Annotated in this window: 2 protein-coding genes; one reads left to right on the top strand and one right to left on the bottom strand. The window is 29.9% G+C overall.

All coding sequences use genetic code 11. The annotated features are described in order from the left end of the window. The first annotated feature begins 385 nt into the window (after positions 1-385). Positions 386-1,249: a hypothetical protein gene (locus tag Q0649_RS14715; RefSeq protein WP_298843609.1), complete on the top strand. Its 864-nt coding sequence runs from the start codon at positions 386-388 to the stop codon at positions 1,247-1,249. A 42-nt stretch (positions 1,250-1,291) separates the two neighbouring features. Here the strand turns inward: Q0649_RS14715 and Q0649_RS14710 are convergent. Beyond that, positions 1,292-2,595: ABC-F family ATP-binding cassette domain-containing protein (locus Q0649_RS14710; protein WP_298843606.1), on the bottom strand; the 1,304-nt coding region annotated here is incomplete at its 5' end.

Here is a 2,595-nt window from a genome sequence, read left to right as displayed (position 1 = left end):
CCCGTATCGGACTTTCACCGACGAGTAAACGCCCATGCCGGGCACACTAAAAATAAGGGTGTATATCTTTTAGATAGACACCCTTGAAAACTATATACATTTAATTTTATTTATGTTTTTTCTTATCATTTTTAGTAGTTATATTATTTTCTTTTTTCTCTTTTTCTTGTTGACTTGAACAAGAATGATCTTCTTTTTCTCCCATAATATTTATACCTCCTATATATAGAATTTAATAATACTATCACTGTACTATTATATCCAATCAACAAATTTTCAATCACACTCTTTATATCATTACTTAAGTTTATTATTTTTAGAATGCTACTTATGTTATAATTTATGCATAAGACTAACACTCTTGTTAGAACTAAAGGAGTTTACTATGAGAATAATATCTAAAAATAACCTAAGTATAAATAGACCATATATAAATTTAAAGAAACTACCAATAAAAAGTTCACTTAGAGTTGGTGAAATTACAGCAGCCGGCTTTAAAGGTACATATATAATAAATCAACACACACAAGACTTATCTACTAATGAGAATTACATGCTACAATTTAATAATGGAATTCAGAAAATGACACTTGAGACGGAGCTGCTGAATGAACTCTTATTAGTTGAAGTTAATTATTCATTTAAAAATAGTAATAAATCTGCTAAATTCAAGGTTTACTTTGTTTTAAATAATATAAAATATTCCTTACCATTTAGCCAATTCCAGGATATTTATGAGAATTGCATGAATATCTTAACTAAAGGCCTCGCTGGTAAAGAGGAATTAGCTTATATAAAAGAAAGCTTCAGTGATCTAGAAAATGATGAACTCTCAGTAGATATAGACTTAAATTTAGAAAGATTACAAGAATTTAAAGATAAGGTAAACTACAAAAGAAATATATATTATTTTGTTATAAATAACATAGCTTCAAATACTTCAAAGTACGATATTAATGCTAAACCTAAACAAATATTAATAAGTAATACTTTAATAGTTCTAAGATATAACGTTTCTACAAGATTATATATCATACTAGAACCTATTGATAAAACCACTAAAACAAAATTAAATGAAACTGATATTATTTGTAACCTGAGCGAAATTAAGTTTCCAACTGTTAGCATATGCACGAGTTATGGACTTGGAAAATTATTAGATGTTAAAAATAACGTTATTCCGAATTCTAATACATTATCATTATTTGCAAATATTCTAGACCTAGGATTAAATGTTTTAGATAATTGACGTAAAAAGAGCTAGAAATTATTCTAGCTCTTTTTACGTCAATTATACTATTTTTGTTGTCCACTCTTCGCAATCCCATACATCCGTTACCACGTCTTGATAAAATTCTGGCTCATGACAAACTAGAAGTATACTTCCATTATATTCTTTTAGAGCTCTCTTTAACTCATCTTTAGCATCTACATCTAAATGATTGGTAGGCTCATCTAAAATTAATATATTAGTTTCCCTGTTTAGTAGTTTAGCAAGTCTTACCTTTGCTTGCTCTCCACCACTAAGCACAGTAATTTTACTTTCAATATGTTTTGTAGTAAGTCCACATTTAGCAAGGGCTGATCTTACCTGACCCTGAGTGAGGCTAGGAAATTCTTGCCAAAATTCTTCAATACAATTATTTCGATTAACTCCCTTTATTTCTTGTTCATAGTATCCTATATATTGATAATCTCCAAGGTTTGTCTTACCTGAAAGAGCTTTAATATCGCCCATAAGACTCTTTAATAATGTTGTTTTCCCAACACCATTAGCACCAGTAAGTGCTATCTTTTGTCCTCTTTCCATATACAAATCTAATGGCTTGGATAATGGAGTGTCATAACCAGTAACTAATTCTTTAGTTTTAAATATTACTTTTCCTGAAGCTCTTGCAGTTTTAAAATTAAACTGTGGTTTTGGCTTATCTTGTACAATTTCCATTCTATCTATTTTATCTAATTTCTTTTGTCTTGATTTTGCCATTCCACTAGTAGAAGCTCTTGCTTTATTTTTAGCAACAAAGACCTCAAGTCTAGTAATTTCCTTTTGTTGCCTTTCATAATCAGATTCCATTTGAAGCTTCTTAGCTTCATGAACTCTCAAAAACTCGTCATAAGATCCTATGTATCTGGTTAATTTTTTATTTTCTACATGATATATTATATTAATTGCACCATCTAAAAATTCGACATCATGCGATATTAATATAAACGCCTTATCATAATTTTGAAGATATCTCTTAAGCCATTCTACATGTTGCTCATCTAAAAAGTTGGTAGGTTCATCAAGAAGTAGAACATCTGGTGCTTCTAGTAAAAGCTTTGCAAGCAGAACTTTCGTCCTTTGTCCACCACTTAACTCTGCAACATCATTATCAAGACCAACATCTTTAAGACCAACTCCTGCAGCTACCTCATCTATCTTAGAATCAACACCATAGAAACCATTATTATCAAGTTCATCTTGAATTGTACCCATTCTATCCAACAATTTTTCTAATTCTTCAGGTGATGCATCTGCCATCTTTTCTGTTACGCTAAGCATTTCCTCTTCTAAGTCAAAGAGATATTTAAAAGCATCTCTTAAAACAT

It is taken from the genome of uncultured Clostridium sp., assembly GCF_937920395.1.
In the GTDB taxonomy this organism is placed as follows: domain Bacteria; phylum Bacillota; class Clostridia; order Clostridiales; family Clostridiaceae; genus Clostridium_AD.
This window is presented reverse-complemented; position numbering and strand designations above follow the sequence as displayed.